The following is a 25630-nucleotide window of genomic DNA, read 5'->3' on the forward strand; positions in this document are numbered from 1 at the left end:
CCTCTACCCACGCCACCGCCTCACCAAAAGGAGGGGTCCGCTGAGCCATCAGAAATGCCGAGTCGGCGCAGTGTCAGGCTGACACTGCGCCGACTCGGCTGTCGATCAGGCGGACTGAGCCCGGAGGTTGCGGAGCACGTACTGCATGATGCCGCCGTTGCGGTAGTAGTTCGCCTCGCCGGGGGTGTCGATGCGGACGACGGCGTCGAACGACACGTCGCCGGCGGTGACCTTGACGGTCTTCGGCGTACGACCCTCGTTGAGCTCGGTGATGCCGGAGATCGAGAAGGTCTCCTCACCGGTCAGGCCGAGCGACTCGGCGCTCTCGCCCTCGGGGAACTGCAGCGGGATGACGCCCATGCCGATCAGGTTGGAGCGGTGGATCCGCTCGTACGACTCGGCGATGACGGCCTTCACGCCCAGCAGCGAGGTGCCCTTGGCCGCCCAGTCGCGCGACGAGCCGGAGCCGTACTCCTTGCCGCACAGGACGACCAGCGGGATGCCGGCGGCGATGTAGTTCTCGGAGGCCTCGAAGACCGAGGTCACCTCGCCGCCCGCGGTGAAGTCGCGGGTGAAGCCGCCCTCGGTGCCGGGAGCGATCTGGTTGCGCAGCCGGATGTTGGCGAACGTGCCCCGGATCATCACCTCGTGGTTGCCGCGACGCGAGCCGTAGGAGTTGAAGTCTCGGTTCTCGACGCCGTGCTCGGCGAGGTACTTGCCCGCGGGCGAGTCCTTCTTGATCGCACCGGCCGGGCTGATGTGGTCGGTGGTGACCGAGTCGCCGAGCTTGAGCAGCACGCGGGCGCCCTCGATGTCCGTCACCGGCTCGGGGGTGTCGGGCATGCCGTCGAAGTACGGGGGCTTCCGCACGTACGTCGACTCCGGGTCCCAGGCGAAGGTCTTGCCCTCGGGGGTCGGCAGCGACTGCCAGGCCTCGTCGCCGGCGAAGACGTCCTTGTAGCTCTCGCCGAACATCTCGGAGCTGATCGCTCCCGCGATGACCTCCTCGACCTCGGACGGCGACGGCCAGATGTCGCGCATGAAGACGTCGTTGCCGTCCTGGTCCTGACCGAGCGGGTCGTTGAACAGGTCGACGTCCATCGAGCCGGCCAGCGCGTAGGCGACGACGAGCGGCGGGGACGCGAGGTAGTTCATCTTGATGTCCGGGTTGATCCGGCCCTCGAAGTTGCGGTTGCCCGACAGCACCGACACGACCGCGAGGTCGTTGTCGTTGACGGCCTGGCTGACCTCGGGGATGAGCGGACCGGAGTTGCCGATGCACGTGGTGCAGCCGTAGCCGACCAGGTTGAAGCCGAGCTTGTCGAGGTACGGCGTGAGGCCGGACTTCTCGTAGTAGTCGGAGACCACCTTGGAGCCGGGCGCCAGCGTCGTCTTGACCCACGGCTTGCGCTGCAGGCCCTTCTCGACGGCCTTCTTCGCGAGCAGGCCCGCGCCGATCATCACCGACGGGTTGGACGTGTTGGTGCACGACGTGATCGCCGCGATCGTGACCGCACCGTGGTCGATCGTGAACGACGTGCCGTCGTCCAGGGTCACCTCGGCGGGGTTGCTCGCGCGGCCGGCGCCGGCGTGGGCGTGCTCCAGCTCGCCGGGCGCCGCCTCACCGTGGCCGTTGGACGGCGCGTCCGAGGCCGGGAAGGACTCGGCCACGGCCTCGTCGTACCCGTTCTGGTCGCCGCTGTCGTCGACGTAGTCGGCCAGCGCGGTGCGGAAGGAGTCCTTCGCCTCGGACAGCGAGACGCGGTCCTGCGGGCGCTTGGGGCCGGCGAGCGACGGGACGACCGTGGCCATGTCGAGCTCGAGCTTCTCGGAGAAGCGCGGCTCGTGGTCCGGGTCGTGCCAGAGGCCCTGCTCCTTGGCGTAGGCCTCGACCAGCGCGAGCTGCTCCTCGGAGCGGCCGGTGAGCTTGAGGTACTTCGTGGTCTCCTCGTCGATCGGGAAGACCGCGATCGTGGAGCCGAACTCCGGGCTCATGTTGCCGATCGTGGCGCGGTTGGCCAGCGGCAGCACGGAGACGCCGGGGCCGTAGAACTCGACGAACTTGCCGACGACGCCGTGCTTGCGCAGCATCTCGGTGATCGTGAGCACCAGGTCGGTGGCGGTCGCGCCCTCGGGCAGGTCGCCGGAGAGCTTGAAGCCGACGACGCGCGGGATCAGCATCGACACGGGCTGGCCGAGCATCGCGGCCTCGGCCTCGATGCCGCCGACGCCCCAGCCGACCACGCCGATGCCGTTGACCATCGTGGTGTGGGAGTCGGTGCCGACGCAGGTGTCGGGGTAGGCCTGCAGCTCACCGTCGACCTCGCGGGTGAAGATCGTGCGGGCGAGGTGCTCGATGTTGACCTGGTGGACGATGCCGGTGCCCGGCGGGACGACCTTGAAGTCGTCGAAGGCGCCCTGGCCCCACCGCAGGAACTGGTAGCGCTCGCGGTTGCGCTCGTACTCGATCTCGACGTTGCGGCCGAAGGCCTCCGGCGTACCGAACACATCGGCGATCACGGAGTGGTCGATGACCATCTCGGCGGGAGCGAGCGGGTTGATCTTGGTCGGGTCGCCGCCGAGGTCGGCCATCGCCTCACGCATGGTGGCGAGGTCGACGACGCACGGGACGCCGGTGAAGTCCTGCATGATCACGCGCGCCGGCGTGAACTGGATCTCCTTGCTGGGGTCCGCGTCCGCGTCCCAGCCGGCGATCGCCTTGATGTCGTCGGCGGTGATGTCCGCGCCGTCCTCGGTGCGGAGGAGGTTCTCCAGGAGCACCTTGAGGCTGAACGGCAGGGACTTCACGTCCAGGCCGTCACCCTCGACCGCGTCGAGGCGGAAGATCTCGTAGGACTTGCCGTCCACGTCCAAGGTGCTCTTCGCACCGAAGCTGTCCTGACTGGCCACAGCAGTCATCTCCTGATGTCTCGTCGTCTCAGCTGCTCGCTCCACCATCCTGCCGTCGCACGGAGGCGTCGCAAAAGGAAGGCTGCCCTAACTAGGTCGGGGCGGTCGTGAAGCAATATCTCTTGACATCAAGATACATGACGTCGAGTGGATTATCGAGCCGGACACTCCGGCCCCGGCGCTCCCTGCTGGTCGCGGGCGGCGGTGACTCTTCCACCTCTTGATCGACTCGGGTCGGTGGACCTCCCACCGCCCACCCGGTGTCCACAGAGACGTTGTGCCGCAGGTTCATCCACAAGTAGTCGTGCGGGGCGAGCGCGATCACCGAGATCCGACGTCGACTGCCCGCATGCATCCGATCCCCGAGGAACTCACGTCCGGTCCCTTCACACGCGCCCGGGCCCGCTCGCTCGGCGTCTCGAATCGTCAGCTCGACGGCAAGCGCTTCGTGCGCGTGTATCCCCGGGTCTTCCGAGCGGCCGAGCACCAGATGTCTGATACCGACTGGGCGAACGCTGCTCGGCTCGCGCTCCCACCCGACGCTCACCTGACCGGCATCAGTCGCCTCCAGCAGCTAGGCCTCGACTACGGTCCGCACTTCCCGATCAGGTTCGTGGTCGCTCGCGACCTCCACCTGGCCTTCGACAACGTCTTCCTCCACCGCACCAAGGTGCTGCCCCCGACCGACGAGACCGGGGTATCGGTTGCCGGGGCCTTCATCTCGTACTGCGCCCACAGCCGAGTCATCGACGCCATCAAGGTCGGCGACTGGTTGCTCCGTCGCAAGCACACGACGTTGGACGAGATCCGCACGCTTGCCCTCTCCGGCCTCTGGCGCCACGGCGCGGACGAGGCCGTCTGGATCCTCGAGCACCTGGACGGCCGGGCTCGGTCGCTGATGGAGAGCGAGCTCCGGGCGATCCTCACCTTCTGCGGGCTGCCGCAACTCGACGTCAACGTCTCAGTGAGCATCGACGAGGAGGTCGAGGTGATCGGCGACCTGGTCTACCGACCGTGGCGCACGATCGTCGAGTACGAAGGCGGCCACCACCAGGAGGACCGCGCGACGTACAACGCCGACATCGACCGCTACGAGCTGCTCCGTTCATCCGGACACCACTACATCCAGGTCACCAAGGAGCGCATCCGACAGCCGCGGATCCTGGTGGGGCAGGTGTACCGAACCCTGCTCGATCGCGGGTACGACGGTCCGCCGCCAGCGTTCGGCACGCAGTGGGAGCTGCTGTTCAGATCGGTCTCGGTCGCCATCGGACCACGTCAGGATCGCGACCGCCGCCCAGCGGTGGGCTAACCACCGAAAGCACTCGCGGTTTCGGTGGAGCGCACACCGCCGGACCGGGTCAGCGGTGCGAGATCCACCGACCGGCCCCTACCGGAAGGTGGAGGACCCACCGCCCGACGGTGGCTCAGACCCGCTCCAGCAAGGCCACGCACTCCACGTGGTGCGTCATCGGGAAGAGGTCGAACGCGCGCAGCTCCTGCAGCGTGTAGCCGTGCTCGGCGAAGGTCGCCAGGTCGCGGGCCAGGGCGGCGGGGTCGCAGGCGACGTAGGCGATCGCGCGCGGGGCGCGGTCGACGATCGCCTCGACGACCGGACGGCGAGCGCCCTCGCGCGGCGGGTCGAGCACGACCAGGTCGAAGGGTTCGTCGTACGACGTCGCGAGCACGGCGTCGACCGATCCGGCGGAGACGACCGCGCCGGGGCAGTTGACCGACGACAGGCGGGAGGCCTCGGGGTCGCCCTCGATGGCGACGACGCGGCCCGACTCCCCCACCGCGTCGAGCAGGAAGGCTGCGAACAGCCCGACGCCGGCGTAGAGGTCGAGGCAGCGCTCTCCGGGCTGCGGGCGCAGCATCGACAGGACGGTGGTGACGAGTGCGTCGGGAGCACCGGGGTGCACCTGCCAGAAGCCGTCGTCGGCGACCTCGAAGGTCCGGCCGAGAGCCGTGTGCGGCGACGGCGAGGCCGCCTCGAGCAGGCAGGTGTCGACCGGGACCAGCTCGTGGGAGCGGTGCTTGCGCATCGCCCGGCCACCGCCGGGGAGCGTGACGTAGCGCTGGCGGGTCCGCCAGTGCAGGCCGTCGTCGTCGCCGGGCACCGCCTCGACCTCGACGTCGACGTCGAGCTTCGCCAGCCGGTGCAGCTGCTCGCGGACGACGTCGGCCTTGAGGGACCGCTGCCGGTCGAGCGTGACGTGCTGGAAGTCGCACCCGCCGCAGAGGTCGGGGCCGGCGTACGGGCAGGGAGCCAGGACCCGGTCGGGCGACGCCTCGAGGACCTCGACCGCGTCGCCGCGCCAGAAGCGGTCGCCGTCGGTGCCCTCGGTGATCTCGAGGACGACGCGCTCCCCCGGGATCGCGTGCCGCACGAACACGACGCGGGAGACGGGGTCGGGCAGGCGTACGACGCAGTGGCCGCCGTGGGCGACCGGGCCGACGACGGCCTCGAAGCGCTCGCCGACACGGGACGCGCCGCGTGCCTGCTTGGCACGAGGGTGGCGCGGGCGGCCACGGTTGTTGCCGGGAGGGGTCATCGTCGCGGGATCTGCCGGTCGCGACGGCGCTCGGGGACGTCACCGAAGCGCACCTCGTTGGGACGCACCCAGGTGCCCTCGCGCTCCTCGCGCTCGCGCACGATCTCCGAGGACCGCAGCTGGTAGGGCACGGACGTGACCATCACGCCGGGGGCGAAGAGCAGCCGGCCCTTGAGCCGCAGCGCGGTCTGGTTGTGCAGGAACTGCTCCCACCACCGACCGACGACGTACTCCGGGATGTAGACCGCGACCACGCCGCGCGGGTTGGCCCGGCGGATCTCCATGGCGTACTCGACGATCGGCCGCACCAGCTCGCGGTAGGGCGAGTGCAGGACCTTGAGGGGTACGTCGAGGTTGCGCTCGTCCCACTCCTCCAGCAGCCGGTTGGTGGCCTCTGGGTCGACGGAGACGTAGACGCCCTCGAGGACGTTCGGCCGGGTGGCCTTCGCGAAGGCCAGCGCCCGCAGCGTGGGCTTGTGCAGCTTGGAGACCAGGACGATCGCGTGCACCCGGCTGGGCATCATCTTGTCCTCGTCGTCGGCGGCCAGCTCCTCGCTGACGTTGGCGTAGTGCCGGTGGATGCCGCGCATGACGATGTAGAAGACGATCATCGCCAGGATCGTGATCCACGCGCCGGCGAAGAACTTGGTGATCAGCACGATCACGAGGACGACCGCGGTGAACGTGAGACCGACCGCGTTGATGACCCGGGAGCGATACATCCGGGCCCGTTCGGACGGGTCCTTCTCGGTCTTCAGGTGGCGGGTCCAGTGCCGGATCATGCCGAGCTGGCTCAGGTTGAACGACACGAAGACGCCGACGATGTAGAGCTGGATCAGCCGGGTCGGCTCCGCATCGAAGATCTGGATCAGGATGATCGCCATGATCGCCAGGAAGAGGATGCCGTTGCTGTAGGCGAGCCGGTCACCCCGCGAGCCGAGCGCCCGGGGCGCGTAGCCGTCCTTGGCCAGGATCGAGCCGAGCACCGGGAAGCCGTTGAACGCGGTGTTGGCGGCGAGCACCAGGATGATGCCGGTGACCGTGATGATGAAGTAGAAGGCGGCCCGGAAGTCGTGGAAGATCGCGTCCGCCATCTGCGCGATGAGCGGGTGCTGGTCGGCGGTCACGGGCTGGCCGTTGAGCGTCAGCCGGCTCAGGTCGCCCGGGTCGACGATCTGCACGCCCATCTGCTTCGCCAGCACGATGATGCTGAGCATCATCGTGATCGCGATCAGGCCGAGCAGCAGCAGCGTGGTCGCGGCGTTCTTGCTCTTCGGCCGCCGGAAGGCCGGGACGCCGTTCGAGATCGCCTCGACGCCGGTCAGCGCCGCACAACCGGACGAGAAGGCACGCGCCAGCAGGAAGACCAGGGCGGCGGTCGTCATCGTGTCGCCGTAGCCGCTCGCCGGGGCGAGGTCGTACTGCGCGCTCGCCGCCTTCGGCAGGTCGCCGAACGCGAACTGGAAGAACCCGTAGGCACACATGCCGAGGACCGCGACCATGAAGGCGTACGTCGGGATCGCGAAGAACGTCCCGGACTCTCGGATGCCGCGCAGGTTGAGCGCCGCGAGGACGATCACCAGCAGCGTCGCGAACCACGCCTCGTGGCCGTTGAGCGGATGGATCGCGCCTGCGGCGTACTGCGCACCCGACGAGATCGACACCGCGACCGTCAGGACGTAGTCGACGAGGAGCGCGCTGGCGACGGTGGTGCCGGCCTTGGAGCCCAGGTTGACCGTGGCGACCTCGTAGTCGCCACCGCCGCTCGGGTAGGCGTGCACGGTCTGCCGGTAGGACGCGACGACCGCGGCCATCACGCAGGCGACGACGATGCCGATCTTCCAGGACCAGACGAACGCCGACGCGCCCGCGAGCGACAGCATGATGAAGATTTCGTCCGGGGCGTAGGCCACCGACGAGAGAGCGTCGCTCGCGAAGACGGGAAGGGCGATGCGCTTCGGGAGAAGAGTCTCCCCGAGCTGGGAGCTGCGGAGCTTGCGCCCGAGCAGGATCCGCTTCGATACGTCGCTGACGCCCACGAGCGGAAAGGCTAGACCCACCGTGTGGCGCGCAGTGCATCCACGCCGCTGGATGCATGTAGCGTCTGCACCGTGCACGTCGTGATCATGGGCTGTGGGCGCGTCGGTTCCACGCTGGCGCGCAGCCTCGAGGACCGCAACCACACCGTGTCGATCATCGACAGCGACCCCGACGCCTTCCGGCGCCTCGGCCCCGGCTTCAACGGTGACAAGGTCACCGGCCAGGGATTCGACCAGGAGGTCCTGGAGAAGGCCGGCGTACGCCGCGCCGACGCGTTCGCCGCGGTCTCGAGCGGCGACAACTCCAACATCATCGCCGCGCGGGTGGCGCGCGAGAGCTTCGGGATCCAGGCCGTCGTCGCCCGGATCTACGACCCGGGCCGCGCCGAGGTCTACCAGCGGCTCGGCATCACCACGGTCGCGACCGTGAAGTGGACCGCCGACCAGGTGCTCCGTCGGCTGCTCCCGGCCGGCGCCGAGCCCGACTTCCGCGACCCCTCCGGCACCATCCGGGTCGACCAGATCCCGGCGCCCGAGCCGTGGATCGGCCACCGGACCATCGACTTCCAGTTCCAATCGAACAGCCGGATCGCCTGGATCGACCGGCTCGGCGAAGGCACCTTGCCGACGCGTGACAGCGTCATCCAGGAGGGCGACATCCTGCACGTCGTGATGCGCGAGGAGCACGCCGCGAACGCCTACACGGTCATCAACGACGGCCCGGACGAGAGCTGAGGGACCCATGCGCGTCGCCATCGCCGGAGCCGGTGCCGTCGGCCGTTCCATCGCCCGCGAGCTGATCCACAACGGTCACCAGATCCTGCTGATCGACAAGGACCCCGACTCGATCAAGCCGGAGCGGGTGCCCGACGCCGAGTGGCTGCTCGCCGACTCCTGCGAGCTCTCCTCGCTCGAGGAGGCGCGGCTCGACCAGTGCGACGTGGTCATCGCCGCCACCGGCGACGACAAGGTCAACCTGGTCACCTCGCTGCTCGCCAAGACCGAGTTCGGCGTGCCGCGCACGGTCGGCCGGGTCAACCACCCCAACAACGAGTGGCTCTTCACCGAGGCCTGGGGCGTCGACGTCAACGTCTCGACCCCGCGGATCATGTCCGCGCTCGTGGAGGAGGCGGTCACGGTCGGCGACCTGGTGCGGCTCTTCACGTTCCGCCAGGGCAACGCCAACCTGGTCGAGATGACGCTGCCCGCCGACTCGCCGTACGTCGGCAAGCCGGCCGGGCTGATCCCGTTCCCGGAGAACTGCGCGCTCGTGACGATCCTGCGCGACGGCCAGGTCTACGTGCCCGACGCCGAGCAGCCGGTCGAGGCCGGCGACGAGCTGCTGTTCGTCGTGCCCGCCGACGTCGAGGACCAGCTCGAGCGCCTGCTGGCGCCCGGGGCTCACCCTGCCTGAGCGGGCTCCAGCGGCGTCCTGTTGCGGGACAGCACCCACACCATCGCCGTCAGGGCGGCCAGCTGGAGCGGCCAGCCCATCGCGATCTTGAGGATGCCGAGGGTGGCCACTGCCGTGTCCGCGTGCATCCCGCCGGACTTGCCGGCGAACCAGATCGGCGCCTGCACGACGACCCGCAGGATGCACGGGATCGTCAGCAGCCAGGTCAGCTGCGAGCACAGCCGGACGACCTGCTTGTCCTGGTGCCAGGCCGTCGGGTCACCGGTCACGCTGCCGACCATGAAGCCGACCAGCGGCCACCCGACCAGGCAGGTCATCGCGAGGACCACCGAGTAGCCGGTGTTGTAGATGATGCCGGGCAGGAAGTAGGCCAGCGCCTGGTCGTCGGCGCTGCCGCCCCGGCTCGCCGAGATGTGCACGAAGAGCCAGCCGATGCCGATCCCGAAGAGCGCGTTCAGGCAGAACTGCACCGACGATCGCTGCACGATCCGGGCGACCAGCAGCACCACCGCAGCGGCGATGCTGACGGCGAGCGCGACCGTGAGGTCGCTGGTGGTCAGCCACAGGATGGTGAAGAGGATCGTCGGGACGGCTGCCTCGACCATGCCCCGTCGACCGCCGAGCGCCTTGGACATCTGCGCGCGGACCACGGCCTCGACCGTGTCGACGGACGGCTGCGCCGGGTGCTGGGACTCGTCCTGAGCCTGTCGTTCGGTCACGGAATCAGCTCGTAGCGCGGGTTGTAGAGGATGCGCTCCCCGTCGTGCTGACCGATCCGGCCCTGGACGGCGATCGGGCGACCCGGGGCGATGCCGGTGATCCGGCGCCGGCCGAGCCAGACGATCGTGATGACGCCCGTGCCGTCGTCGAGCTCGGCCTCGAGGGCCGGCACGCCGCCGCGGGGACGCAGGGTCACGGTGCGCAGGGTGCCCCGGAGCCGGACGCGTTCGCGGTCGGGCGCCTCACCGATCCGGTCGAAGCCCTCCTCGGCGTACGTCTTGCGGAGGTCGCGCGCATGCTGGTCGGTGGTGTTCGCCCACCGGCTGATGCTGCGCCGCAGCCGACTCTTCTCGTGCATGCGCCGGTGCTCGTCAGTGCTCGTGGACGACGAGGTTGTCGGCTGCCGGCAGGACGAGGGGGAGCTCGGCGCCCACGGGCATGGCTTCCTTGCCGCGGCGTACGACGAGCTTCGCGACCGCGGACTCCCACAGCTGGGCGGCCTCGGCGTCGACGGCCGGGCTGCCGAGGAACGTGGCGCGCAGCATCCAGCGAGCGCCGTTGATGCCGACGACCCGCGAGGCCTGGTTGCCGGTGCGGCCGTCGTCGGTACGGACGGTCAGGTTGCAGACCAGCTCGGTGCCCCAGCGGCCCTCCTGGGCCGACGCGGTGCCGCCGCGCTGGGCGTACTCGGCCGCGATCTGCGGCCGGACCTCGCTCCAGAGGTCACCGTTGCGGGGTGCGGCGAAGGCCCGCAGCTCGACGGCGCCCTCGGGTCCGGCCAGCATCACGGACTGGACGGTCTGGGTGGCGTCCTCCACCTGGAGCCGCAGCTCGAGGCCCTCGACAGGCTCCACCAGGAGCGAGCCGAGGTCGATGCGGACGATCTCGTCGTCAGCGGCGAGGTCGTCGACGTCGTACGGCCCCACCACCGGCCCGGCGGCCTCGACCTCGTCGACCTCAGCGGTCTCGGTGGTGTCGGCGGCCTCGCTGGACTCGGACTTGCGGCGGAACTTCACGGGAACGACTCTCTCTCGGACGTGCGGATTGCGACATGCGGGTGGGCTCAGGAGCGACCGAAGCCTCCGGTAGAACCGTAGCCCCCGGTGCCGCGCGCCGAGTCGGGGAGATCCCCGACCTCCACGAACGCGGCCCGCTCGAAGCGCTGGATGACCAGCTGCGCGATCCGGTCACCGCGACGCAGCTCGACGGGCTCGAGGGGGTCGTGGTTGATCAGCATCACCTTGATCTCGCCGCGGTAGCCGGCGTCGACGGTGCCCGGGGTGTTCACGATCGACAGCCCGTGCTTGGCCGCCAGGCCCGACCGGGGGTGCACCAGGGCGACGAACCCCTCCGGCAGCGCGATCGCGATCCCGGTCGGGACCATCGCGCGCTCGCCGGGGGCGAGCGTCACGTCGACCGTGGTGAGCAGGTCGGCTCCGGCGTCGCCGGGATGGGCGTACGACGGGAGCGGCAGGTCCTGGTCCAGCCGCTGCACCAGGATCTCGAGGTCTGCAGGCACGTCGCCGGACCCTACCGGCCGTCCCCGCGAGGACCAATGACAGGATTCTGCCGTGACCGTCTCCCCCGCCTACAGCGAGCGCCTCGGCGTGCCGCTGCGCTGGTGGGTGCAGGGCACGATGCTGGTCGCCACGCTCTGGCTCGCGGTCGTGGTCGCGCTCCCGGCAGCGGCCGCCTGGACGGTCACGGCCGTCGCCCTGGCCGTGCTCGGCCTGGTCCTCTGGTCCTTCGGCTCGGCTCGGATCAGCGTCACCGACGGCACCTTCCGCGCCGGCCGGGCGCACATCGCGGCCCAGCACCTCGGTGCGGTCACGGCGCTCGACGCCGACCAGACCCGGCGTACGGCGGGCGTCGACGCTGACGCCCGCGCCTACCTGCTGCTCCGGCCCTACCTCAAGCGCGCGGTCAAGGTGGAGATCACCGACCGGGCCGACCCTGCGCCGTACTGGCTGATCTGCACCCGGCACCCCGAGGAGCTGGCGAAGGCGCTGACCGCGCTGACGCAGTCGGTTGACGGCTAGCCATCTGGGTACTGTTCCGCCATGGCTTCTGGTGGTGGATCGAAGGTGTGGACCGTCTTCTCGCTGATCTCGGCGCTTGCTGCGGCGGCGCTCGCGAAGAAGGTCATGGACAAGTCGTGGTCGATCGCGACCGGCAAGAAGCCGCCGGAGAACCCGGCCGACCCCGACGTCGAGATCTGGGAGGCCGTGCTGTGGGCCGGCGTCAGCGGCACCGCCGTCGGGCTCGCCCGGATGCTCGCCCAGCGCCGGGCCGCCTCCTACTACCAGCGCTCGACCGGGCACCTGCCGGCCGACCTCCAGGCCGACGGCAGCTGATCTGAACGACGAAGGGCCGCAACCCCACGGGGTTGCGGCCCTTCGTGCGTCAGCCTGCGATCAGGCGCAGTCCTTGCAGATCATCTTCTTCGCGTCAGCCAGCTGGCTGCGGTGGTGCACCAGGAAGCAGCTCATGCAGGTGAACTCGTCGTCCTGCTTGGGCTTGACCTCGACGGCCAGCTCCTCGTGCGAGAGGTCGGCGCCCGGCAGCTCGAAGGACTCGGCGGCTTCCGCCTCGTCCTCGTCGACCTTGCCGGAGTTCTTGTCGTGGCGCCGGGCCTTCAGCTCCTCGATGCTCTCCTCGGACTGGTCTTCCTCGTTCTTGCGCGGCGCGTCATAGTCAGTCGCCATTCATCACTCCATCCCCGGGAAACGTGCGGCCCCACGTCTCATCAATTCGTCGTCTCGTCGTCTCGTGATCGTTCGGTCGGCGCTGCGGCGTCGGCGCCAGATTGTGCACCATGAACGATCAAAAAAGCACACCGGAAAGGCGTTGCCGTGCGTGAACATCGGGTGACGACCCGCTATTCCCCCGAATCGGGTGAGAAGCCGGCGCTCCGAACCGCCTCGAGCACCTCGTCGAAGCTGTGCTCAGGGGCACACACCAGCAGATCGAGGCCACCCGCACCGGCGAGCACGAGGGTACGTGCTCCGGCAAGTCTCGCGATCATCCCCGCGGCGGCGTGGTCCCAGAAGTTCACGCCCTCCTCGACGTAGGCGTCCATCCGGCCGTCGGCGACCAGGCACAGGTCGAGGGCGCAGGAGCCCAGGCGCCGGATGTCGCGCACGTGCGGCAGCAGCCGGGTGACTGCCTCGGCCTGGAGCACGCGGACCCGGCGGTCGTAGGAGAAGCCGGTCGCGAACAGCCGCTCCGACATCGGCGCGGGACCACGGACCGTGATCGGTCGGCCGTCGCGGGTGGCCGACGCCGGACTGTCACCGTCGGCGAGCCGACCGACGTACTCGACGCCGGACTGCACGTCGAGCACGACACCGGCGACCACGACGCCGTCGACCTCGGCCGCGATGGAGACGGCGTACTGCGGGATCCCGTAGAGGAAGTTGACGGTGCCGTCGATCGGGTCGATCACCCACCGGACCCCGGTGGTGCTGGCGACGTCGCTGCCCTCCTCCCCCATGAACCCGTCGCCGGGACGGGCCTCGGAGATGCGGGCACGGATCAGTGCCTCGCTGGCGCGGTCGGCCTCCGTGACGACGTCGATGTCGCTGGACTTGGTCGCCGCCACGGTCACCTCGCCGCGGGCGCGCTCGCGGACGAGCTCCGCCGCCTCGCGGGCCGTGGCCAGCGCCAGGTCGGCGAGCTCCCGGGGGGAGACCGTCACGAGTCGACCTGCGACAACGCCGGTCGCTCGGCCCGCGGGTTGGGGCAGCAACCGACGAAGCAGCGGTCCCAGCAGGCCGGCCACGAGCCGACGGCCGCCCGGACGACGTCCTCGCCACGCTCGACGGCGGCCCGCTCGAGCAGCAGGTCGCGTACGGCGGCGACGAAGCGCGGGTCGATCCCGGCGGTGGCCGCGCGGGTGGCCGGCAGGCCGAGCTTCTCGGCCGTGGCCAGGGCCTCGGTGTCGAGGTCGTAGACGACCTCCATGTGGTCGGAGACGAAGCCGATCGGCACCATCGCGACCCCGGTCACGCCGTCCGCGTGCAGCTGCTCGAGGTGGTCGTTGACGTCCGGCTCGAGCCACGGCGTCTGCGGCGAGCCGGAGCGCGAGCAGAAGACGAGCTCGTGGCCGTGCCGGCGCCCGGTCTCCTGGCGGACCCGCTCGACGACCTCGTCCATCAGCGAGCGGTGCTGGGAGACGTACGCGCCACCCTCGGGTCCGCTGCCGTCGTTCATGGTGTCCGGGATCGAGTGGGTGACGAAGGCCAGGTGAGCGGTGTCGCGCACGTCCGCCGGCAGGTCGGCCAGGGCCGCGAGGGTCGCGTCGACCATCGGCTCGACGAAGCCCGGGTGGTTGAAGTAGAGGCGCAGCTTGTCGAGCTGGGGTGCGCCCTCCGCCAGGGACTCGGGGAGGGCGTCGACCGCGTCGTAGAGGTTCTCGCGGTACTGCCGGCAGGAGGAGTACGACGAGTAGGCGCTGGTCACGAAGCACGCGACGCGGGTGATCCCGTCGGCGGCCATCTGGCGCACGGTGTCCGTGAGGTAGGGGTCCCAGTTGCGGTTGCCCCAGTAGACCGGCAGGTCGATGCCGGCGCCGGCGAGGTCGTCGCGCAGCGCCGCCAGGAAGGCGCGGTTCTGGTCGTTGATCGGCGAGCGGCCGCCGAAGTCGTAGTAGTGCTGCCCGACCTCCTCGAGCCGCTCGCGCGGGATGCCGCGCCCGCGGGTGACGTTCTCGAGGAACGGCACGACGTCGTCGGGCCCCTCGGGACCACCGAACGACACGAGCAGCACGGCGTCGTACGGACTCCAGTCAGGGTTCATGAAATCGATCCTAGTTAGACCCGGTTGCCCTCGCGGTTGCGGTGGGCGATTGGGTGACCACAGCGGCACGGCCATACCCTCCGAGGGTGTTCACGTCGTACCGGCGGATCCTCGCCCGGCCCGGCGCGCTCCGCTTCTCACTGACCGGTCTGGTCGCCCGTCTGCCGATCTCGATGGTCGGTCTGGGCATCGTGCTGCTCGTCTCGGCGGCCACGGGTTCGTACGGCGTCGCCGGGGCCGTGTCCGCGGCGTACATGGTGGCCAACGCGGGCTTCGCGATCCTCCAGGGACGGCTGCTCGACCGGCTCGGCCAGGCCCGGGTGCTCGCCACGGCCAGCATCGGCTTCGGCCTCGCGATCTCGCTGGTGGTGTGGTCGGTGCAGGGCGACTGGCCGATCGCGACGACGTACGTCCTGGCAGCCGTCGGCGGTGCGCTGCTTCCCCAGGTCGGCTCGAGCGTGCGCGCGCGGTGGTCCTACGTGCTCGACCAGCCGGCCGACGTGCAGACGGCGTTCGCGCTGGAGGCCGTGTTCGACGAGGCCGTCTTCATCCTCGGCCCGATCGCCGTCACCGTGCTCGCCACGGCGTGGCACCCGGTCGCCGGCCTCGCGGTCGCGGTCGTCGCCTGCGTGGCCGGCACCCTCGCCTTCGCCGTGCAGCGGACGACCGAGCCGCCGCCGCACGCGTCGTCGGGCGCGACCGGCCCGCGACCCGACATGCCGTGGCGGACCGTCGCACCGCTGGCGGTCGTCAGCGCCGCGCTCGGCATCCTCTTCGGCGCGGCGGAGGTCACGACCGTCGCGTTCGCCGACGAGCACCACCACAAGGCGTACGCCGGCGTGCTGCTCGCACTGTGGGCCCTCGGCAGCCTGAGCGCCGGGGTCATCACCGGCGCCATCCGCTGGCGGCAGGGCCCGACGGTCCGGGTGCGTTGGGGAGCGTTCGCCATGGCCTGCGCGATGGTGCCGCTCTGCTTCATCCACTCGCTGCCCCTGATGGGCGCGACCCTCTTCGTGGCCGGCTTCGCGATCGCCCCGACGTTGATCGGATCGATGTCGCTCACCGAGGCGAGCGTGCCGACCGGACGGCTCACCGAGGGCATGGCGATCATGCAGACCGGGCTGGTCGCGGGCGTCGCGCCCGGTGCCACCCTGAGCGGCCTCGTCGTCGACCACCAGGGGTCGTCGGCGGCGTACCTGGTCTCGGTGGCGGCCGGCATCGTCGCCGCCCTTGCGGCACAGACCCTGCCACGCACGGCGAGGTAGCCTCCGCGACGTGATCGCGACGCTCGCCGGCCTGCTGCTCGCTCGCGCCGAGGACGACTCGGACGCCCTGCTGTTCGAGGACCAGCGCTGGTCGTGGCGCGAGCTGCTCGCGGAGACCGCCGTCCGCTCGGCCGCGCTCCAGGAGCTGCGCCCCGACGGGCGGCCCTGGCACGTCGGCGTGCTCCTCGACAACTCCCCCGAGTACCTCTTCCTCGTGGCAGCGGCCGGGCTGTCCGGCGCCACCGTGGTCGGGATCAACCCGACCCGGCGAGGCACCGAGCTGGCTGCCGACATCCGCACCACCGACTGCGACACGATCATCACCGAGCCCGGCCACCTCGCCCTGCTCGACGGGATCGACCACGGGGCCGCCCGGGTGCTGGTCGCCGGCGAGCCGTCGTACGACGACCTGCTCGAGCGCCACCGGGAGGCACCTGTCGAGGCCACGCCGGCCGCGCTGGACCCGGCCACCCTCCTGCTCCTCCTCTTCACCTCCGGCTCGACCGGGACGCCCAAGGCGGTGGTGTGCACGACCGGCCGGTTCGCGGTGCTCTGTCAGGTGACCCCGCTCCAGCTCGGACCGGACGACGTCGCCTACAACGCGATGCCGATGTTCCACGGCAACGCCCTGATGGCGTCGTGGGGTCCGTGCCTCGCGCACGGCTCGACCTTCGCGACCCGGCGGCGGTTCTCGGCGTCGGGGTTCCTGCCCGACGTGCAGCGCTTCGGCGCGACGTACTTCAACTACGTCGGGCGCTCCCTCTCCTACGTGCTCGCCCAGCCGGAGCGGCCCGACGAGCGCGACAACCGGCTGCGGATGGGCTTCGGCACCGAGGCGTCCGAGCGCGACCGGGCGGAGTTCGAGCGGCGCTTCGACTGCCCCCTGGTCGAGTCGTACGGCTCCTCGGAGGGCACCTGCTCGATCCGCCGGGTGCCCGGGACTCCCGCGGGCGCGCTCGGGCTGCCCGCCGAGCAGACGCCGGTCGAGGTGCTCGCTCCCGACGGGACGCCCTGCCCACCGGCGCGCTTCTCCGCCGACGGCCGGATGGACAACCCGGAGGAGGCCATCGGCGAGATCGTCGCGACCGGCGCCGCCGCGCGGTTCGAGGGCTACTACAACAACCCCGACGCGACGGCCGACAAGATCCGCGGCGACGACTACTGGAGCGGCGACCTGGCCTACCGCGACGAGGACGGGTGGTTCTGGTTCGCCGGGCGTACGGCGGACTGGATCCGGGTCGACTCGGAGAACTTCGCGGCCGCCCCGGTCGAGCGGATCCTGGCCCGCCACCCGGACGTCTCGGTCGCCGCGGTGTACGCCGTGCCCGACCCCCGTACCGGCGACCGGGTGATGGCGACCCTGCAGCTGTCGACGCCGGTGGCCGACTTCGACCCGGACGCGTTCGCGGCCTTCCTCACCGAGCAGGCCGACCTGGGCACCAAGTCGATGCCCTCCTTCCTGCGGGTGACCGCCGACCTGCCCGTCACCGCGACCCGCAAGGTCGACAAGCCGGAGCTCAAGCGGCTGCAGTGGACGGGCCCGGACCCGGTCTTCGAGCGGACCCCGGACGGCTACCGGCCGCTGACCGACGAGCGGGTCGCCGCGTTGCGGGCCGAGTTCGCGGAGCACCGGCGTACCGGCCTGCTCACCGGCTGACTACGATTCGCGCCGTGAGCACCTGGAAGAACTGGTCGGGCATCGAGTCCGCCACGCCGACCCGCGTCGAGGAGCCGGCCGACACCGCCGCGATCGTCGCTGCCGTCGAGCGCGCGCGGACCGAGGGCACGACCGTGAAGATGATCGGCACCGGCCACTCCTTCACCGCGATCTCGGCGCCCGAGCACACGATGCTCCGGCCGACCAACCTCGGCGGGATCATCTCCGTCGACCGCGAGGCCCTGACCGTCACCGCGCTGGCCGGGACCCGTCTCCAGGACCTCAACGAGGGTCTCGAGCGCCTCGGGCTCAGCCTCCACAACATGGGTGACATCGCCGAGCAGACGCTGGCCGGCGCGACGTCGACCGGCACGCACGGCACCGGTGGCGTGGCCTCCTCGCTGTCCGCGCAGATCTGCGGCCTGACGCTGGTCACCGGCACCGGCGAGGTGGTCACCGCCACGGAGACCGAGAACCCGGACCTCCTGGAGTTCGCGCGGCTCGGGCTGGGCGCCCTCGGCGTCCTCACCACGATCACGTTCCGCGTCGAGCCGCTCTTCGTCCTCGAGGCCACCGAGACGCCGATGGGCTGGGCCGACTACGTCGCCGGCTTCGACGAGCACATCGCCGACCACCACCACGTCGACACCTACTGGTTCCCGCACACCGACCGGATGCTGGTGAAGACCAACGACCGCCTCGCCGGTGGCATCGACGAGGTCGAGCCGCTCTCGCGCTGGCGCTCCTGGCTGGACGACGAGTTCCTCTCGAACACGCTCTTCGGCGCGCTCAACCACGTCACCAACCGGGTGCCGGCGATCATCCCCCGCTTCAACCAGGTGTCGAGCCGGATGCTGTCGGCCCGCACCTACAGCGACGTCGCCCACAAGGTCTTCGTCTCGCCGCGCACCGTCGTCTTCCGCGAGATGGAGTACGCCGTCCCGCTCGAGGCCGGTCTCACCGCCCTCGCCGAGGCCCGCGCGGCTCTCGACGCCTCCGACATCAAGATCACGTTCCCGGTCGAGATCCGGGTGACGCCGGCCGACGGCATCCCGATGTCGACGTCCGGCGACCGGCGCTCGATGTACCTCGCGTTCCACACCCACCGCGACGCCGACCACCTCGAGTACTTCGCGCTGATCGAGCCGATCATGCGGGCTCACGACGGCCGCCCCCACTGGGGCAAGGTCCACACCCGGACCGCCGCCGACCTGGCACCGACGTACTCCCGCTTCGAGGAGTTCCTCGCCCTGCGCGACAAGCTCGACCCGGACCGCGTCTTCGCGAACCCCTACCTGCGGCGGGTCCTCGGCGACTGAGGCTGGTGGCGTCCTCCGGGCGCTTCATTGTCTGACCCACCCGCCGATCCGGGCCAGCGGTGCGCCATCCACCCTTCCGGTCCCGCGAAACGGTGGATCACCCACCGCCGACCCGCGAGCGCCGACCGGGTCACACCGACGCCGGCCCCGTCGAGATCGGCGCCTGCCAGTGCCGCCAGATCGCGATCAGCCGCCAGCCGATGCACAGCCCGGCGCCGCAGAACGCGACGACGACGACCGGGACGTCCAGGTGCGTGCCGGCGACGACGACCGCGGCCCCGGCCAGCGCCGGCGTGCCGTAGAGCTCGCCGCGGAAGACCGCCGGGACCCGGCCGGCGAGCACGTCGCGGATCATCCCGCCGCCGATGCCGGTGACCATCCCCATCAGCGCCGACGGGACCGGGCCGAGCCCGTAGTCCATCGCCTTGAGCGCGCCGGTGACGCAGAAGAGCCCGAGGCCGAAGGCGTCGAGCACGTTGATCGAGCGCTCCACCCGGCCCAGGGCGGGGTGGTAGACGAACGCCAGCAGGCCGGCGACGACCGGCACGATCAGGTAGCGCCAGTCCTCGAGGGCGTCCGGCGGGGTCGCCCCGATCAGCACGTCGCGGAGGAACCCACCGCCCAGGCCCGTCGTACCGGCCAGCACGAGGACGCCGAAGACGTCCAGGCCCTTGCGTACGGCGACCAGGCCGCCGGCGATCGCGAACACGAAGATGCCCACCAGGTCGAGGACGACCAGCGTGGTGGAGGGGTCGGTGGTGGTCACGACCACCAAGTGTTGCGGATGTGACAGGAGTGACCCGGAGGCGCGCGGCATTGCTCCGCGTCTCGCGCCGTTCGCTGGCGTAGGCTCACCGCACCGATGACCGCATCCATCCCGCACCAGACACCCCGGTCCGCACCAGGAACGGAAGCTTCGCCTGCCATGTCCTACCTCCGACTCGTCGGTGTGAGTGAAGACGGCAGCCAGCTGCGCCTGGTGGACGAGGAAGGTGCGGAGCACGTGCTGTCGATCGACGACCGGCTGCGTGCGGCGGTGCTCCCGCCCGCGGCCCCCGCGTCCGCGGCCACCCGAGGAATGGAGAAGAAGATGGAGAGCACGCTCCGCCCTCGTGACATCCAGGCCCGGATCCGGGCCGGCGAGTCAGCCGAGGCGGTCGCGCAGGCGGCCCAGACGTCGGTCGACAAGATCATGGCCTTCGCCGCTCCGGTGCTCGCCGAGCGGCAGCACGTCGCCGAGCGCGCCCAGCGGTCGTCCGTACGCCGCAGCGACGGCGGCCAGTCCGCCGGCGGCGCACGCACCCTGGGCGACGCGGTCGCGGCCCACCTGCGTTCGTCGAACGTCGACCCCCAGACCGTCGAGTGGGACGCCTGGCGCCGCGAGGACGGCCGCTGGTCGCTGACCGGCGGCTTCGCCACGTCCGGCCGGTCCGGGACCGCCGAGCTCACCTTCGACGCCCCCGGCAACTACGTCACCCTCGACAACGAGGACGCGCGCTGGCTGGTCGGCGAGGCGGTCGCCGCCCCCGCGCCGCAGCAGGACGACCTCCGTCAGGTCCGCGAGCGTCGGCTCACCTCCGTCGCCGACGACGACCAGCAGCTCCCGCTCGGCGACGAGCTGGGCGACGACGCGATCGGCCTGGTCGCCGAGCAGCCCGTGGAGGCGTTCCTCGACGACCAGCCGCCGACCGACGACGTGGTCGTCGCGGAGGAGGCCGAGCTCCGCGAGGAGGCGACCGACGCCGCCGCCGAGGATCGTGCGGACGAGCACGAGCCGCCCGCCCGCCGTACGGTCAAGAAGACCCGCGGCCGGGCGTCCGTCCCGAGCTGGGACGAGATCATGTTCGGCGGTTCTAACGGTCCGGAGTGACCGGACGCTCCGGGTCGGTGATCCAGCCTGACCAGCTGCCCGGGTAGAGCGCCGCAGGGATGCCCGCGATCTCGAGCGCGATGATGTCGTGCACCGCCGTGACACCTGAGCCGCAGTACGCCGCCACCGCCTCGTCACCGGTGACACCCGCAGCACCGTAGAGAGCGCGCAGCTCCTCCGCGCTGCGGAACCGGCCGTCGACGCGCAGGTTGGTGCTGGTCGGCACGTTGACGGCGCCCGGGATGTGTCCGGCGACCGGGTCGACCGGCTCGGTCTCACCGCGGAACCGCTCCGGCGCCCGGGCATCGACGAGCACGGGGACGCCGAGCACCTCGTCGGCCTCGACCACCGGCATCTGCCCGGGCCGCGCGGTGAAGTCGCCACGGCCCGGCAGCTCGGCGCCGGTCTGCACGGCTCCCCCGGCCTCCTTCCAGCCCGACCAGGCGCCGTCGAGCACCCGCACGTCGGAGTGACCGTGGTAGCGCAGCAGCCACCAGGCCCGGCCGGCCGCGAGCGCCGACCAGTCGTCGTAGACGACCACCGGCCGGTCGTTGCGCACGCCGACGCGGCGCATCGCCGCCTCGAAGTCCTCGGTCGCCGGGAGCGGGTGGCGCCCACCGGCGCCCGGCGGCGCGGCCAGGTCGGTGTCGAGGTCGACGTACACCGCACCGGGCACGTGCCCGGCCTCGAACTCGGGCAGCCCGCCGGGGCCGCCCATCCGGTAGCGGACGTCGAGGACGGTGACGGAACCGAGGACCGAGTCGAGCTCGGCGGCCGAGATCAGCGGAGAAGCCATGAGAGGATTCTGCCCCGTGGCTGAACTGCATTTCTTCACCGGCACCATGGACTCGGGCAAGAGCACGTTGGCGCTCCAGACCAACCACAACCACGCCGCGCGTGGGCGGATCGGCCGCATCTTCACGACCCGGGACCGCGCCGGCGCGTCGATCCTCTCCAGCCGCCTGGGTCTGACCCACGACGCGATCGAGGTCGACGCCGACTTCGACTTCTGGCGCTACGTCGTCGACTCGCTGACCCGTGGCGGGAGCCGGATCGACTACCTGATCTGCGACGAGGCCCAGTTCTACACGCGCACCCAGATCGACGGGCTCGCGAAGGTGGTCGACGAGCTGCAGATCGACGTCTTCGCGTTCGGGATCCTCACCGACTTCCGCACCCAGATGTTCGAGGGCAGCGCCCGCCTGGTCGAGCTCGCCGACCGGATGAACGTGCTCCAGGTCGAGGCCCTGTGCTGGTGCGGCAAGCGGGCCACCCACAACGCGCGCACCGAGAACGGCATCATGGTCGTCGAGGGCGAGGTGATCGTGGTCGGCGACGTCGACACGATCGACGAGGCCCCGGCCGACGTCGCGTACGAGGTCCTGTGCCGGCAGCACCACCGCCGCCGGCTCACCGCGGCCCGGGCCAAGGCGGTCAGCCTGGCGCCGGAGCCATTGCCGTTCGGGTAGCCCGACCTCTAGGTTCGTGACCGTGGTCACATCTCGGGCTCGGACCCGCATCCTCAGCGTCCTGACCGTCCTCACCGCCGCCACGGCGGGCCTGCTCGTGGGGGTGCCCCCCGCGAGTGCCGACGGCCCCGGTGCCGGTACGCCGTGGGTCGTCACCCTCGGCGACTCCTACATCAGCGGCGAGGCCGGCCGCTGGGCCGGGAGCAGCAACTCCTCGTCCTCGCGGGCCGACGCCCTCGGCGGCACGGCGTACTTCGACAACGCCGCCGGCACGGCCGAGACGATCCCGCGCTGCCACCGCAGCAAGTCGGCCGAGTCCTACATCGGCGGCGGCGTCAACGGCCTCAACCTCGCCTGCTCCGGCGCCACGACGGCGACCAGCGACGGTGACAACTTCAAGCCCGGCTTGGACTTCTTCGACAACGGGGCCGGCAAGCAGGGCCAGGCGAAGATGCTGCAGACGTTCGCGGCCTCCCACCGGGTCGGCATGGTCGTGGTGTCGATCGGAGGCAACGACTTCAAGTTCGCCGACGTCGTGCAGTCCTGCGTCGTCGACTTCCTCTACTCCCCCAGCTGGGCCAAGGACTACTGCAACGACGACAGCTCCGTGAAGGCGAACTTCACGGCCGCCAACGTCGCCGCCGTCCGCGCCCGGATCGCCGCCGGGCTGCGCAACGTCGCGGCCGCGATGCGCAACGCGGGCTATGCCGACTCCCAGTGGACGCTGCTCGTGCAGAACTACCCGAGCCCGATCCCGAAGGCCTCCGGCTTCCGCTACTCGCAGAGCGGCTACACGCGGCAGAGCACCGGCGGCTGCGGCTTCTGGGACAGGGACGCCGACTGGGCCAACGACACGGCCCTCCCGACGATCAACAGCGCCGTGTTCGGCGCCGTCGCCGACTCCGGCCTCAGCAACACCCGCACCCTCGACCTGTCCTCGGCGTTCAACGGACGACGGCTCTGCGAGAACACCGTCGGCCTCTACGAGGAGCGCGGCATCGCGAGCTGGACCTCGCCGGGCGCCGTCGACCAGACCGAGTGGATCAACCAGATCCGCACCGTCAGCACCATCGGGTCGTCGAGCCCCTACTACGTCCAGGAGTCGCTGCACCCCAACTACTGGGCGCAGCTCGCCGCCCGCTCGTGCGTGCGCCAGGTCTGGAACGGCGGCGCACCCCGCAGCGGGAAGTGCACGATCGCCGGCACCGGGCTGGTCAACGGTGAGCCGAGGATGAACCTCAGCTAGTTGGTGCGCTCGTCGGTCGCGGCAGCCTGAGAAGTCACTGAGAGTACGGTCGTTCTCCCATCTCTTCCCAGGCTCGCCGCGAATCCCTCGTGCACGACGGAACGCTCGACCGGGTGTTCTACGTCAACGATGGGATGTACCAGACCATGTCTCGCAACATCATCAAGCTCAGCGCCACGATGCTCGCCGCCACCGCGACGACCGGGGCGCTCGTCCTGGCCTCCCCGGGTCTGGCCAACGCCGCCACGATCTCGCACGGCTTCTCCGACTCCGAGCGCTCTGCGGTCGACGGGTCGGGCGACGCAGACGCGCAGGCCCGCGCCACGGACTCGGGCCGGCTCAGCGTGTCGACCAAGGCCGACGGTGGCGACACCACCGGACCTCTCGGCGGAGTCACCAGCACGGAGACGCGGGCCTCGGCCAACGCCTCCTTCTCGAGCAAGCGGATCGCGGTCGCCAAGGGCACCTACCGCGTGGTCTTCACCTACCAGGGCCTCAAGGGCAACCAGGACGACCGCGGCGACGCCTCGAACGCCAAGGTCACGCGCAACTCGGTCGTCCACTACGTCGCGCAGTCCGGCGGCAGCGCGCGTGAGGTCCACCGCACCCAGCAGGTCGACCAGCGCAAGGGCACCGAGCGCACCGTGCTGCTCATCAACATCCCCAACGGCTCCAGCGGCTACCTCAAGGTGAGGGCGCTGCTCAGTGCCGTCTCGACCGCTGACGGGTCGGGGAGCTTCGCCAAGGGCAACGCCTCGGTGACGGACGTGAAGTTCAAGGTCAACCGGGTCTGATCCGACCGGCGTGACAAAGGCGGGGCGGCGGAGGGTTGACCCTTCCCCCGCCCCGCCTTCTGCCTGCTCAGGCCTCCGGGATCTCGCGGCTGAACGTCGGGAAGACGACGTCCTCGGGAGCGGGACCGCCGCGCTTCCCGGTGTCGAGGGAGTGGATGGCCGCGAGCTCGTCGGAGGTGAGCTCGAAGTCGAAGACGTCGATGTTCTCGGCGATGCGGGCAGGCTTCGTCGACTTGGGGATCACCTGGCGGCCCTCCTGCAGGCCCACCGGAGCATCACCTGGGCCGGTGACTTGCCGTGCGCGGTCGCGATCTCGCCGATCACCGGACCTCGAGGGTGCTGGTGTGGCCGCTGTCGCGGTAGAAGGTGATGCCGCCGATCGGCGCCCACGCCTGGGTCAGGATGCCGTGCTCGGCGCCGTACGCCTGCTCCGCGGGCTGCTGGAAGTAGGGGTGCACCTCGATCTGGCTGACCGCCGGCACGACGGTCGCGACCTCGGCCAGCCGGGTCAGGTGGTCGACCATGAAGTTGCTGACGCCGATCGCCCGGACCTTGCCGTCGCCCAGCAGCGTCTCGAGGGCGCGGTAGGCGCCGTGCGGTCGGCGACCCTGGTGGCCCCGGTCGCGCAGGAGCAGACTGGACCCGCCTGCTCGGGAGGGAGGTGTGGTGATGGGCTGGCCGAGACTCGCGACGTACGACCGCGTCGACCTCGGCAACGACCCGGCCGGCCGCGCCGCGGGCTACGAGAAGTCCTACTTCGGCATGCGGCTCGTGATCGGTGTCATCGGCGTCGCGCTCCCCATGCTCCTGGTCGTGGTCGACCAGCTCTTCCTCGACGCGCCGTTCTCGGTGCGCGGATCGATGAGCGCCTACTACCACTCGGGGGCGCGCGACCTCTTCGTCGGCGGCCTGGCCGCGTGCGGGGTGACGCTGGTCAGCTACATGTTCTGGAAGTGGTGGACCTGGGACTTCCTGATCTCGTTGGTCGGCGGGCTCGCCGTCCTCGGCGTCGCGGCGTTCCCGACCGCCCGGGAGCGTCTCGCCACCGACCCGGACGTCCCCGCCAACTGCGACTACCACCGCGCCGGCGTACCCGACTGCACGGCGCTGCAGCAGGCCTGGGGCGAGGCCACGGTGCAGCACGTCCACCTGGGAGTCACCGCGGTCGTGGTGGTGTCGTTCGCCCTCCTGTGCGTGGTCTTCGCGCTGCGCGACTTCGGGTACGGCGTCGGCGCCCATGCCCTCGTCGGCGACGACGTGTCCGGGCTCGGACCGCGGCGTATCTGGTCGCGACGCAAGCCGGTCGGCATCGTGCGCTACACGTGGACGAAGGCTCCACGCACGGTCCTCTACCTGGTCTGCCTCGTGGGCGTGCTCGCCGGAGCCGCATGGGCGCTCCTCGGGCCGGACTGGGTCGTGCCGCACGGCTACGCCGGCGAGTTCGTGGCCTTCACGTTCTTCGGCTGGGCGTGGATCGTCGCCAGCTGGGACCTCCTCAGGCGCGCCGGTCCGCTCGAGGTGGCCATGACCGCCGTCGGGCAACGTCTGGGTGTCGACGCTGGGTGACAGAGTGAC

Annotated in this window: 27 protein-coding genes; 13 read left to right on the forward strand and 14 right to left on the reverse strand. The window is 70.7% G+C overall.

Annotated features, from left to right (window positions below; translation table 11 throughout):
* Positions 1 to 105 precede the first annotated feature (105 nt).
* Positions 106 to 2919 carry an aconitate hydratase gene (locus tag ABLE68_RS20595; protein WP_348873889.1) on the reverse strand — a complete coding sequence of 938 codons (2814 nt, stop codon included), beginning with the start codon at positions 2917 to 2919 and terminating at the stop codon, positions 106 to 108.
* 340 nt (positions 2920 to 3259) lie between these two features.
* On the opposite strand from ABLE68_RS20595, the gene ABLE68_RS20600 reads away from it, so the two are divergent.
* Positions 3260 to 4222, forward strand: coding sequence for a hypothetical protein (locus ABLE68_RS20600; RefSeq protein WP_348873890.1), 963 nt, complete (start codon positions 3260 to 3262; stop codon positions 4220 to 4222).
* Positions 4223 to 4337: 115 nt separating this feature from the next.
* On the opposite strand, the gene ABLE68_RS20605 is transcribed toward ABLE68_RS20600, so the two are convergent.
* A complete protein-coding gene (locus ABLE68_RS20605; RefSeq protein WP_348873891.1) occupies positions 4338 to 5465 on the reverse strand; it encodes a class I SAM-dependent RNA methyltransferase in 1128 nt (375 codons plus the stop codon).
* Positions 5462 to 7504: an APC family permease gene (locus tag ABLE68_RS20610; RefSeq protein ID WP_348873892.1), complete on the reverse strand. Its 2043-nt coding sequence runs from the start codon at positions 7502 to 7504 to the stop codon at positions 5462 to 5464. The genes ABLE68_RS20605 and ABLE68_RS20610 overlap by 4 nt, the downstream gene beginning before the upstream one ends.
* A 72-nt stretch (positions 7505 to 7576) precedes the next feature.
* Here ABLE68_RS20610 and ABLE68_RS20615 point away from each other — a divergent pair, with 72 nt between their 5' ends.
* Positions 7577 to 8239 (forward strand): potassium channel family protein, encoded by a 663-nt coding sequence (locus ABLE68_RS20615; protein WP_348873893.1) that lies wholly within the window; start codon positions 7577 to 7579, stop codon positions 8237 to 8239.
* 7 nt (positions 8240 to 8246) lie between these two features.
* Positions 8247 to 8918 (forward strand): potassium channel family protein, encoded by a 672-nt coding sequence (locus tag ABLE68_RS20620; RefSeq protein ID WP_348873895.1) that lies wholly within the window; start codon positions 8247 to 8249, stop codon positions 8916 to 8918.
* Here the strand turns inward: ABLE68_RS20620 and ABLE68_RS20625 are convergent.
* Genes ABLE68_RS20625 through dut form a run of 4 tightly spaced genes read right to left on the reverse strand, consistent with a single transcriptional unit; the run spans position 8906 to position 11157 of the window.
* Positions 8906 to 9637 carry a DUF3159 domain-containing protein gene (locus ABLE68_RS20625; protein WP_348873897.1) on the reverse strand — a complete coding sequence of 244 codons (732 nt, stop codon included), beginning with the start codon at positions 9635 to 9637 and terminating at the stop codon, positions 8906 to 8908. The two genes, ABLE68_RS20620 and ABLE68_RS20625, sit on opposite strands and share 13 nt — an antisense overlap.
* Positions 9634 to 9996 (reverse strand): OB-fold nucleic acid binding domain-containing protein, encoded by a 363-nt coding sequence (locus tag ABLE68_RS20630; protein ID WP_348873898.1) that lies wholly within the window; start codon positions 9994 to 9996, stop codon positions 9634 to 9636. The genes ABLE68_RS20625 and ABLE68_RS20630 overlap by 4 nt, the downstream gene beginning before the upstream one ends.
* Before the next feature lie 13 nt (positions 9997 to 10009).
* Positions 10010 to 10654 carry a DUF3710 domain-containing protein gene (locus ABLE68_RS20635; protein WP_348873899.1) on the reverse strand — a complete coding sequence of 215 codons (645 nt, stop codon included), beginning with the start codon at positions 10652 to 10654 and terminating at the stop codon, positions 10010 to 10012.
* A gap of 47 nt (positions 10655 to 10701) precedes the next feature.
* Complete coding sequence (dut, locus tag ABLE68_RS20640) at positions 10702 to 11157, reverse strand: dUTP diphosphatase (RefSeq protein WP_348873901.1); 456 nt, start codon at positions 11155 to 11157, stop codon at positions 10702 to 10704.
* A gap of 52 nt (positions 11158 to 11209) precedes the next feature.
* Here dut and ABLE68_RS20645 point away from each other — a divergent pair, with 52 nt between their 5' ends.
* Both ABLE68_RS20645 and ABLE68_RS20650 read left to right on the forward strand, forming a co-directional pair.
* On the forward strand, positions 11210 to 11677 hold the full coding sequence (locus tag ABLE68_RS20645; protein WP_348873902.1) for a DUF3093 domain-containing protein: 468 nt from the start codon (positions 11210 to 11212) through the stop codon (positions 11675 to 11677).
* A gap of 21 nt (positions 11678 to 11698) precedes the next feature.
* A complete protein-coding gene (locus ABLE68_RS20650; RefSeq protein ID WP_348873903.1) occupies positions 11699 to 11992 on the forward strand; it encodes a DUF4235 domain-containing protein in 294 nt (97 codons plus the stop codon).
* A gap of 60 nt (positions 11993 to 12052) precedes the next feature.
* Here ABLE68_RS20650 and ABLE68_RS20655 read toward each other — a convergent pair whose 3' ends face one another.
* From ABLE68_RS20655 to ABLE68_RS20665, 3 genes are all read right to left on the reverse strand, one after another.
* The gene (locus tag ABLE68_RS20655) at positions 12053 to 12343 is read right to left on the reverse strand and encodes a DUF4193 domain-containing protein (protein ID WP_348873905.1); all 291 of its coding nucleotides are present in this window, start codon (positions 12341 to 12343) and stop codon (positions 12053 to 12055) included.
* A 173-nt stretch (positions 12344 to 12516) separates the two neighbouring features.
* Positions 12517 to 13335, reverse strand: a complete 819-nt coding sequence (locus ABLE68_RS20660; RefSeq protein ID WP_348873906.1) for an inositol monophosphatase family protein — start codon at positions 13333 to 13335, stop codon at positions 12517 to 12519.
* On the reverse strand, positions 13332 to 14435 hold the full coding sequence (locus ABLE68_RS20665) for a ferrochelatase (protein WP_348873907.1): 1104 nt from the start codon (positions 14433 to 14435) through the stop codon (positions 13332 to 13334). The genes ABLE68_RS20660 and ABLE68_RS20665 overlap by 4 nt, the downstream gene beginning before the upstream one ends.
* 86 nt (positions 14436 to 14521) lie before the next feature.
* Here ABLE68_RS20665 and ABLE68_RS20670 point away from each other — a divergent pair, with 86 nt between their 5' ends.
* Genes ABLE68_RS20670 through ABLE68_RS20680 form a run of 3 tightly spaced genes read left to right on the forward strand, consistent with a single transcriptional unit; the run spans position 14522 to position 18676 of the window.
* On the forward strand, positions 14522 to 15700 hold the full coding sequence (locus ABLE68_RS20670) for an MFS transporter (protein WP_348873909.1): 1179 nt from the start codon (positions 14522 to 14524) through the stop codon (positions 15698 to 15700).
* A 10-nt stretch (positions 15701 to 15710) separates the two neighbouring features.
* Positions 15711 to 17357, forward strand: coding sequence for an AMP-binding protein (locus ABLE68_RS20675; RefSeq protein ID WP_348873910.1), 1647 nt, complete (start codon positions 15711 to 15713; stop codon positions 17355 to 17357).
* 14 nt (positions 17358 to 17371) lie between these two features.
* Entirely contained in the window at positions 17372 to 18676 is a 1305-nt protein-coding gene (locus ABLE68_RS20680) for a D-arabinono-1,4-lactone oxidase (protein WP_348873911.1), read from the forward strand.
* A gap of 130 nt (positions 18677 to 18806) precedes the next feature.
* On the opposite strand, the gene ABLE68_RS20685 is transcribed toward ABLE68_RS20680, so the two are convergent.
* Positions 18807 to 19442 carry a trimeric intracellular cation channel family protein gene (locus tag ABLE68_RS20685; protein WP_348873912.1) on the reverse strand — a complete coding sequence of 212 codons (636 nt, stop codon included), beginning with the start codon at positions 19440 to 19442 and terminating at the stop codon, positions 18807 to 18809.
* A gap of 159 nt (positions 19443 to 19601) precedes the next feature.
* Here ABLE68_RS20685 and sepH point away from each other — a divergent pair, with 159 nt between their 5' ends.
* On the forward strand, positions 19602 to 20546 hold the full coding sequence (gene sepH, locus ABLE68_RS20690; RefSeq protein WP_348873914.1) for a septation protein SepH: 945 nt from the start codon (positions 19602 to 19604) through the stop codon (positions 20544 to 20546).
* Here the strand turns inward: sepH and ABLE68_RS20695 are convergent.
* The gene (locus tag ABLE68_RS20695; protein ID WP_348873915.1) at positions 20530 to 21342 is read right to left on the reverse strand and encodes a sulfurtransferase; all 813 of its coding nucleotides are present in this window, start codon (positions 21340 to 21342) and stop codon (positions 20530 to 20532) included. The two genes, sepH and ABLE68_RS20695, sit on opposite strands and share 17 nt — an antisense overlap.
* Positions 21343 to 21358: 16 nt before the next feature.
* Here ABLE68_RS20695 and ABLE68_RS20700 point away from each other — a divergent pair, with 16 nt between their 5' ends.
* The 3 genes from ABLE68_RS20700 to ABLE68_RS20710 all read left to right on the forward strand — a co-directional run bounded on the left by ABLE68_RS20700 (position 21359) and on the right by ABLE68_RS20710 (position 24055).
* The gene (locus ABLE68_RS20700; protein ID WP_348873917.1) at positions 21359 to 22015 is read left to right on the forward strand and encodes a thymidine kinase; all 657 of its coding nucleotides are present in this window, start codon (positions 21359 to 21361) and stop codon (positions 22013 to 22015) included.
* Between the two features lie 22 nt (positions 22016 to 22037).
* Positions 22038 to 23261 (forward strand): SGNH/GDSL hydrolase family protein, encoded by a 1224-nt coding sequence (locus ABLE68_RS20705; RefSeq protein ID WP_348873919.1) that lies wholly within the window; start codon positions 22038 to 22040, stop codon positions 23259 to 23261.
* 146 nt (positions 23262 to 23407) lie between these two features.
* Complete coding sequence (locus ABLE68_RS20710; RefSeq protein ID WP_348873921.1) at positions 23408 to 24055, forward strand: hypothetical protein; 648 nt, start codon at positions 23408 to 23410, stop codon at positions 24053 to 24055.
* 67 nt (positions 24056 to 24122) lie between these two features.
* On the opposite strand, the gene ABLE68_RS20715 is transcribed toward ABLE68_RS20710, so the two are convergent.
* Together ABLE68_RS20715 and ABLE68_RS20720 are read right to left on the reverse strand one after the other, a co-directional pair.
* A complete protein-coding gene (locus tag ABLE68_RS20715; protein ID WP_348873922.1) occupies positions 24123 to 24323 on the reverse strand; it encodes a hypothetical protein in 201 nt (66 codons plus the stop codon).
* Between the two features lie 52 nt (positions 24324 to 24375).
* Complete coding sequence (locus tag ABLE68_RS20720; RefSeq protein WP_348873924.1) at positions 24376 to 24771, reverse strand: aldo/keto reductase; 396 nt, start codon at positions 24769 to 24771, stop codon at positions 24376 to 24378.
* Here ABLE68_RS20720 and ABLE68_RS20725 point away from each other — a divergent pair.
* Positions 24725 to 25621, forward strand: coding sequence for a hypothetical protein (locus ABLE68_RS20725; RefSeq protein ID WP_348873926.1), 897 nt, complete (start codon positions 24725 to 24727; stop codon positions 25619 to 25621). The two genes, ABLE68_RS20720 and ABLE68_RS20725, sit on opposite strands and share 47 nt — an antisense overlap.
* Positions 25622 to 25630: the final 9 nt, after the last annotated feature.

This window comes from Nocardioides pollutisoli (assembly GCF_040045055.1).
Classification (GTDB): domain Bacteria; phylum Actinomycetota; class Actinomycetes; order Propionibacteriales; family Nocardioidaceae; genus Nocardioides; species Nocardioides tweenelious.

What these genes read in the sequence shown, in the direction of transcription:
- ABLE68_RS20595 (WP_348873889.1), bottom strand. Translation starts at nt 2,919, where the DNA reads ATGACTGCTGTGGCCAGTCAGGACAGCTTCGGTGCGAAGAGCACCTTG.
- ABLE68_RS20600 (WP_348873890.1), top strand. Translation starts at nt 3,260, where the DNA reads ATGCATCCGATCCCCGAGGAACTCACGTCCGGTCCCTTCACACGCGCC.
- ABLE68_RS20605 (WP_348873891.1), bottom strand. Translation starts at nt 5,465, where the DNA reads ATGACCCCTCCCGGCAACAACCGTGGCCGCCCGCGCCACCCTCGTGCC.
- ABLE68_RS20620 (WP_348873895.1), top strand. Translation starts at nt 8,247, where the DNA reads ATGCGCGTCGCCATCGCCGGAGCCGGTGCCGTCGGCCGTTCCATCGCC.
- ABLE68_RS20630 (WP_348873898.1), bottom strand. Translation starts at nt 9,996, where the DNA reads ATGCACGAGAAGAGTCGGCTGCGGCGCAGCATCAGCCGGTGGGCGAAC.
- ABLE68_RS20650 (WP_348873903.1), top strand. Translation starts at nt 11,699, where the DNA reads ATGGCTTCTGGTGGTGGATCGAAGGTGTGGACCGTCTTCTCGCTGATC.
- ABLE68_RS20655 (WP_348873905.1), bottom strand. Translation starts at nt 12,343, where the DNA reads ATGGCGACTGACTATGACGCGCCGCGCAAGAACGAGGAAGACCAGTCC.
- ABLE68_RS20665 (WP_348873907.1), bottom strand. Translation starts at nt 14,435, where the DNA reads ATGAACCCTGACTGGAGTCCGTACGACGCCGTGCTGCTCGTGTCGTTC.
- sepH (WP_348873914.1), top strand. Translation starts at nt 19,602, where the DNA reads ATGTCCTACCTCCGACTCGTCGGTGTGAGTGAAGACGGCAGCCAGCTG.
- ABLE68_RS20695 (WP_348873915.1), bottom strand. Translation starts at nt 21,342, where the DNA reads ATGGCTTCTCCGCTGATCTCGGCCGCCGAGCTCGACTCGGTCCTCGGT.
- ABLE68_RS20710 (WP_348873921.1), top strand. Translation starts at nt 23,408, where the DNA reads ATGTCTCGCAACATCATCAAGCTCAGCGCCACGATGCTCGCCGCCACC.
- ABLE68_RS20725 (WP_348873926.1), top strand. Translation starts at nt 24,725, where the DNA reads ATGGGCTGGCCGAGACTCGCGACGTACGACCGCGTCGACCTCGGCAAC.